We start from the raw sequence: 638 nt of genomic DNA, 5'->3' as shown, positions 1-638 counted from the left end.
CCTCAAAGTAATATCTGACAAATTTCCTATTGGCGTCGCAACAATGTAAATGGCACTTTCCAAGAACACAACCTCACTATAAAATACGGAACATTCTACATTTAAGCATAGACCCCGCTATGAAAGCACTTCACTTTTCTATTATTGTCTGCCTGTCTGTCATTATATCTGCCTGTGGCACATCGCCTAAAGTAAACCAAAGCAAACTAACAAAGGTCGAATCTCCCGCTCCAAAACAACCGGAAGAGCTGATTTCACTAGCACTAAAGTCCACCTCCCCAAAACAACAATCCAAGCTATTTTTTCAAGCCGCACAATCTTATTGGGAAAATAACCTATACGCACAGAGCGATGCTGCACTAGGGTCAGTTCAAATAGAGCACCTCAATGAAGCTGACGCTCAAGACTATCTTTTAATGTCCTTAAAGTTAGCGACAAGCAATAAGAACAAAGCACGCATTGAGAAAATACTGCCGCTAATCCCGAACCTTGGTTTATCTGGCATGAATGTCGACCAGCAAATCGAGCTTTCGCACTTATTATCTCAAGCTTATGAAATCACAGATTTAACTATTGAAGCGGCGATCACCTTAATCGATCATCGCGGCCTAATTAATCCAGAGCATCACCAAGACACA

At 41.5% G+C, this 638-nt stretch carries 1 protein-coding gene; it reads left to right on the top strand.

Annotated features, from left to right (window positions below):
• Positions 1 to 119 precede the first annotated feature (119 nt).
• The coding region (locus A3735_RS06925) for a hypothetical protein (protein ID WP_156499480.1) at positions 120 to 638 on the top strand (519 nt) is incomplete at its 3' end.

The sequence above is a fragment of the Oleiphilus sp. HI0061 genome (genome assembly GCF_001635675.1).
The sequence above is the reverse complement of the archived record's forward strand: the minus strand, read 5'-3'. Positions and strand labels throughout refer to the sequence as shown.